At 41.2% G+C, this 5,768-nt stretch carries 4 protein-coding genes; 3 read left to right on the forward strand and 1 reads right to left on the reverse strand.

Annotated features, from left to right (window positions below; translation table 11 throughout):
- On the reverse strand, nt 1-1,004 hold a 1,004-nt coding region (locus AAF462_09560), incomplete at its 3' end, for a nitronate monooxygenase (GenBank protein ID MEM7009365.1).
- A 181-nt stretch (nt 1,005-1,185) separates the two neighbouring features.
- Here AAF462_09560 and AAF462_09565 point away from each other — a divergent pair.
- The 3 genes from AAF462_09565 to AAF462_09575 all read left to right on the forward strand — a co-directional run.
- Nucleotides 1,186-2,349 carry an efflux RND transporter periplasmic adaptor subunit gene (locus AAF462_09565; protein MEM7009366.1) on the forward strand — a complete coding sequence of 388 codons (1,164 nt, stop codon included), beginning with the start codon at nt 1,186-1,188 and terminating at the stop codon, nt 2,347-2,349.
- Nucleotides 2,350-2,354: 5 nt separating this feature from the next.
- Nucleotides 2,355-5,498, forward strand: coding sequence for an efflux RND transporter permease subunit (locus AAF462_09570; protein MEM7009367.1), 3,144 nt, complete (start codon nt 2,355-2,357; stop codon nt 5,496-5,498).
- Between the two features lies 1 nt (nt 5,499).
- On the forward strand, nt 5,500-5,768 hold a 269-nt coding region (locus tag AAF462_09575), incomplete at its 3' end, for an RND transporter (GenBank protein ID MEM7009368.1).

Consider the following 5,768-nt stretch of genomic DNA (forward strand, 5'->3'; position numbering starts at 1 on the left):
GCAGAGCCCTGACCTGCCCAAAGAGACATATAGCTTGAATCACCTTTTTGTTTTGAGGCATCTCTAATCTTTCGGGTAAGTCTGTTTTGAATGGGATATGGAGGAACATCGTTTTCTAGATCTTTCATTTTATCAATAAAAAGGTTCTTTATACCCCTTGCATATTTACCGGTAAATGACCTAGTCAGAACTGTGCTTGTATCTTTAGTGTTCTTTAGCTCCTCAAGCCATGGCTGTGAAACTCCTGCTTCTTTAGTACTAAGAAACGCTGTTCCAATCTGAACCGCAGAGGCCCCCAATGCTAAACATGCAGCAATACCCCTTCCGTCCATAACACCGCCTGATGCTATTACCGGGATGTTTACTTTATCTACTATCTGCGGTATTAAGGCCAACCCGCCAATCATTGGAAGGCCAGATGTTGATTCAAACGTGCCCCTGTGCCCACCGGCTTCACTCCCCTGTGCAACTAGTGCGGTGCAACCAGCTTTTTCAAGAAGCACTGCCTCTTCAACACAGGTAGCAGTTCCTATTATTTTTATGCCCCGGTCTAAAAGAGTTTTGAAATATTTTTGCTCTGGTACTCCGAATGTAAAACTAAAAACGCTAACATTATTATGTATTAGCACATCTAGCTGATCTTCAAAAGTAAACGCTGAAGCGCTGGGGGGTATAGTATTATGAACTCCAAGTTCCTTTGAAAATTCATCTAGTTTTTCAAGCACTTTCTTATTAACTTTAGTAGCATGTTCTTGTTCTGGTGTAAAAAGATTGATACAAAACGGTTTGTTAGTAAGCTCTTTTACTTTCTCAATATCAGAATTTATTTGTTCAGGTGACAGATATGCGGCCCCAAAAGACCCAAGCGCACCAGCATTTGAAACTGCAGCAACTAATTCATATGTAGTTGGTCCACCAGCCATTGGGGCTTGAATGATAGGGTGTTCTATGCCTAGTAGCTTAATAAAATCTTTAGTATGTGATGGCCAGAATTCATTGTTCATAACATCGCTCATATGACCAAGAATAATATAGTTTATCTAGCATGCAACTATATTGATTATAAAATGACAACATATTTTAATTGACCCCTTGGTTTAAAACTCTAAAACCTGTTATAATCATTCTCGCTGTTAGGTGGAAACTGCTAGATCCTGGGGGAATTAACAAATAAAGAGAATGTCTATGAAAAATAAATTCTTAAGTGCGCTTTTGATATTAACTATTTTTGCCTATTCCTGCGGGGGTGAAGGGCAACAACAACTACCAACTCCAAAAGTTAAGGTATATGTAACTACTACTACAGATGTGCCAATATTCAGACAGTTTGTAGGAGAAACACTAGGGAATACAAATGTAGATATTGCAGCAAGAGTTGCGGGATTTTTGGAGACCAGGGAATTTGAAGAAGGATCTTTTGTAAAAAAGGGCCAGCTGCTTTATACAATTGAAAGCCAGCCGTTTGAAGAGAAAGTTGCGACTGCGCAAAGTGAGCTTGCAGCTTCCAGAGTGACCTTAGCCAATGCAGAAAGTGACTTAAGCAGAATAAAGCCATTGGCTGCAGAAAACGCTATTAGTCAAATTGACCTAGACGCTGCGCAAGCCAGATATGAGGCATCTATCGAAGCTGTAAAAGCTTCTGAGGCAAGTCTTAGAGCTGCAAATCTTGAGCTAAGTTATACCAAAGTGTACGCACCCATAGATGGTATTATCGGAAAAACAAATGCAAATGAGGGTGACTATGTTGGAGCTAGTGCCAACACGGTTGTACTCACCACCATTTCCTACATTGACACAATGGCCGTTCAGTTTTATCTAACTCAAACTGAATATCTCGAATCCGCTCGAAGAATCATAGCAGCAGAGAGAAAACTGCAGGACGAGCAAAAAAGAAGCCAGAAAGTAGATGATGATTTACTATTAATTCTTTCCGATGGGTCTGTCTACAAGTATGAAGGCAGGTTTGATTTCATAGATAGAAACTTTGACTCTGAAACAGGTTCAATACTTGTACAAACTCTTTTTCCAAACCCAGACCAGCTTCTTCGTCCCGGGCTGTTTGCCAGAGTTAGGGCTGAAGTAGATGAAGTAAAAGATGGGATCTTGGTTCCACAAAGAAGTGTGATAGAGCTTCAAGGAAAATTCAGCGTACTAGTGGTAACTGAAGATAATAAAGTTGAAAGCAGACCCGTGCAGGTAGGACCTACTATTAAAGAATTCTGGTTAATCAGAGAGGGTCTTAAACCAGGTGAGAAGGTTATATACGAAGGGCTTCAGATTGTAAGAGAAGGGCAAGTAGTAATCCCAGAAGTTGTAGAAATAAAAATTCCTGATTTAACGAGCATATAAAGCATATGGGTAATTTTTTTGTTAACAGACCTATTGTAGCAATGGTAATTGCCATTGTAATGGTAATTGTAGGATTTGTGTTCATGGGCGGTCTGCCAATTGAGCAATATCCCGACATAACTCCCCCGATTGTAGAAGTTAGAGCCAGCTACACTGGTGCAAATGCTATTAGCGTTGAAGAATCAGTTGCAACACCACTTGAGCAAGAAATAAACGGTGTTGACAATATGATTTACATGAAATCCACCAATGCTAACGATGGAACTATGGCAATACAGGTTTCATTTGAAGTAGGTACGGATCCTGATCTAAACACAGTTTTTACACAAAACAGGGTGGCTGCAGCAACAGCTAGACTTCCAGAGGAAGTTACCAGACTTGGTGTAACTACTGAAAAATCACTCCCAAATATTCTGATGCTCATTACATTGACATCGGAAGACGGAAGATTTGATCAAAACTTTTTAGGTAACTATGCACTAATAAATATACAAGACACTCTAGCCCGTATTAAAGGAATTGGACGTGTACAAGTTTTGGGTGCGAGTGATTACTCGATGAGGGTATGGATCAAGCCTGACCGTATTGCGCAGATGGGTATCACAGTTCCAGAAATTGTAGATGCAATAAGGCAGCAGAGCATAATCGTACCTGGCGGCCAGTTTGGCGCGGAACCAGCTCCTCCCGGAACCGATTTCACTTATACTGTAAGGCTACCCGAGAGGCTCAATTCGCCAGAGGAATTTGGCGAAGTTGTTGTGAGAACCGGAGAAGGCGGATCACAAGTTAAGATTAAGGATATAGCACGGGTTGAGCTAGGAGTCGAAACATATAATGCATTTACTAGGCTTGACGGACAAGAATGTACTATTATAGCTTTGTATCAAGCCCCGGGGTCAAATGCTACAGAGCTTGCAAGCATCGTAAAAACCACCATTGAAGAGATTTCTCAATCGTTCCCTGAGAGTATGCGCTATGATATCTCACTCGATACAACACTAGCTATAACAGCAGGTATTAAAGAAATTGTAGTAACACTTTTCGTAGCCTTAGCACTAGTAATCTTAGTTGTATTTATATTTATACAAGATTGGCGAGCGGCACTCATTCCCACAATTGCAATACCCGTATCACTCGTAGCCGCATTTATGATATTCCCACTAATTGGTTTTACAATTAACGTTCTTTCACTACTAGGACTGGTGCTTGCAATTGGTATTGTGGTGGATGACGCAATTGTAGTTGTGGAAGCAGTACAGGTAAACATTGAAAATGGCATGTCGCCCAAGCAAGCAACCATTCAAGCCATGAGCGAGGTTACAGCTCCTGTAATCGCCACAACATTGGTGCTGGTTGCGGTGTTTATACCAGTTGCTGTTATGTCAGGTATTACTGGAAGGCTTTATCAGCAATTTGCTATCACAGTTGCGGTTTCTGTTGTCTTTTCTTCCATTAATGCTCTTACACTTAGCCCTGCTTTATGTTCTCTTCTCCTAAGAAAGAGGGAACCCTCAAAAGGGTTACTCGGACGTTTCTTTGACAAATTTAATGATGGTTTTGACAAGCTGACTAATCAGTATGTAAGTCTGACGAAATTTGCAACTAACAATATCAAACGAGGGCTTTTGTTTGTTGGAATTATAGTTATAGGTTTAGTTTTCCTAACTAGAATTCTTCCTGGTGGGTTTATGCCTGAGGAAGATATGGGGTATCTATTTGTAAACATACAACTACCAGACGCTGCATCACTCCAAAGATCAGATGTTGTTACCAAGAAAGTTGAAAAAATAATTGGTCAGTTTGATCAAGTTGAATATATAACATCCGCTGCGGGATTTAGTCTTCTTTCAGGCAGCTTCTCCTCAAACTCTTCATTTATATTTGTCTCGCTTAAAGACTGGGGGGAGAGAAACGAAACAGCAAATGAAGTAGTGGATTTACTCAATATAGCTTTTCGAACGCAATTAAATGAAGCCCAAGTTTTCGCCTTCGGCCCTCCGGCTATTCCTGGGCTAGGTAGTGGTTCAGGTTTTACTATGATGCTACAGGATAGGACTGGAAATACTCCTGAATACCTCGCCCAGCAATCGGCAAACTTTATTCAGGCTGCGATGAAGAGAGAAGAAATCGGCTCCATATTCACTACTTTTAGAGCTAATGTCCCCCAGAGATTTATGGACATCGACACTGACAAGGTTCTAAAAGCTGGGATACCACTAGAGAATATTTATAGCACCGTAGGTGCGTTTCTTGGCGGCACATATATAAATGACTTTACGAGATTTGGAAGATTGTATAGAGCCTTTATCCAAGCCGAACCTGAATATAGACAGAGTGAGAATCAAATCAATTTTTATTATATAAAGAACTCAAGCGGAGACAGTGTACCACTTGCAGGATTTGTAGACATCAGAGATATATCAGGACCTGATTTCACTAACCGCTTTAACTTATATAGATCCGTGGAACTAACAGGGGGTCCGGCACCTGGATATACCTCGGCTCAGGCCTTAACAGCTCTTAAGGAAGTTGCTGCGCAAGCGCTTCCAGCCAACATGGGCTATGAGTGGAGCAACATGTCATATCAGGAACAGGCTGCATCGGGGTCGGCTGGAGTAGTCTTCTTGTTCGCTTTGGTGTTTGTGTTCCTAATTCTCTCAGCACAATATGAGAGCTGGTCACTACCTTGGAGTATTTTGCTCGGAACACCATTTGCAATCTTTGGCGCATTTTTAGGATTAGTTATAGCCAGGATTTTCAGCGAGAGCTATGAACTTAATATATTTGCTCAAATAGCTCTGGTGATGCTGATTGCTATGGCAGCTAAAAATGCGATTCTTATTGTGGAATTTGCAAAGCTCGAGTTTGATAAAGGGCTTTCACTTTTTGATTCAGCAATAAAAGCAGCACAACTTAGGTTCAGGCCTATATTAATGACAGCTTTCTCATTTATTCTTGGTGTGCTTCCACTGGTGGTAGCTTCCGGAGCAGGAGCTGAAGCCAGAGTTGTGATGGGCGTAGCTCTACTAGGAGGCATGGCTATTGCCACAGCGCTGGGTGTGTTCTTTTATCCTATGTTCTTTGTGTTGATCGGCAAGATCGGCAAATATGAAGAAAAACGTGATATGCAGGCTAATTTAGAGAAATAAAATGAAGTTAATAACAAATTCTAGAAATATTATTTCCGCGCTGATTATTTCAGCCGTTATTTTAAGCGGCTGTATGGTTGGACCCAATTTTGAAGAACCAGGGTTTGAGGATTTGCCCGATCAGTTCAGATTCGCGGGGCAATATGACGGGCAGGAAGTAAATCTGATTTGGTGGGAACTCTTCAATGATCCAGTACTAGTATCGCTCGTGAACACAGCTCTAGAGCAGAACAAAGACCTTCTAATTGCCATTAGCCGAATAGAAGAGGC

The sequence above is a fragment of the Thermodesulfobacteriota bacterium genome, from assembly GCA_039028315.1.
In the GTDB taxonomy this organism is placed as follows: domain Bacteria; phylum Desulfobacterota_D; class UBA1144; order Nemesobacterales; family UBA2774; genus CR02bin9.

Coding starts and splice junctions, on each gene's coding strand:
- AAF462_09570 (MEM7009367.1), top strand. CDS start 2,355: ATGGGTAATTTTTTTGTTAACAGACCTATTGTAGCAATGGTAATTGCC.
- AAF462_09565 (MEM7009366.1), top strand. CDS start 1,186: ATGAAAAATAAATTCTTAAGTGCGCTTTTGATATTAACTATTTTTGCC.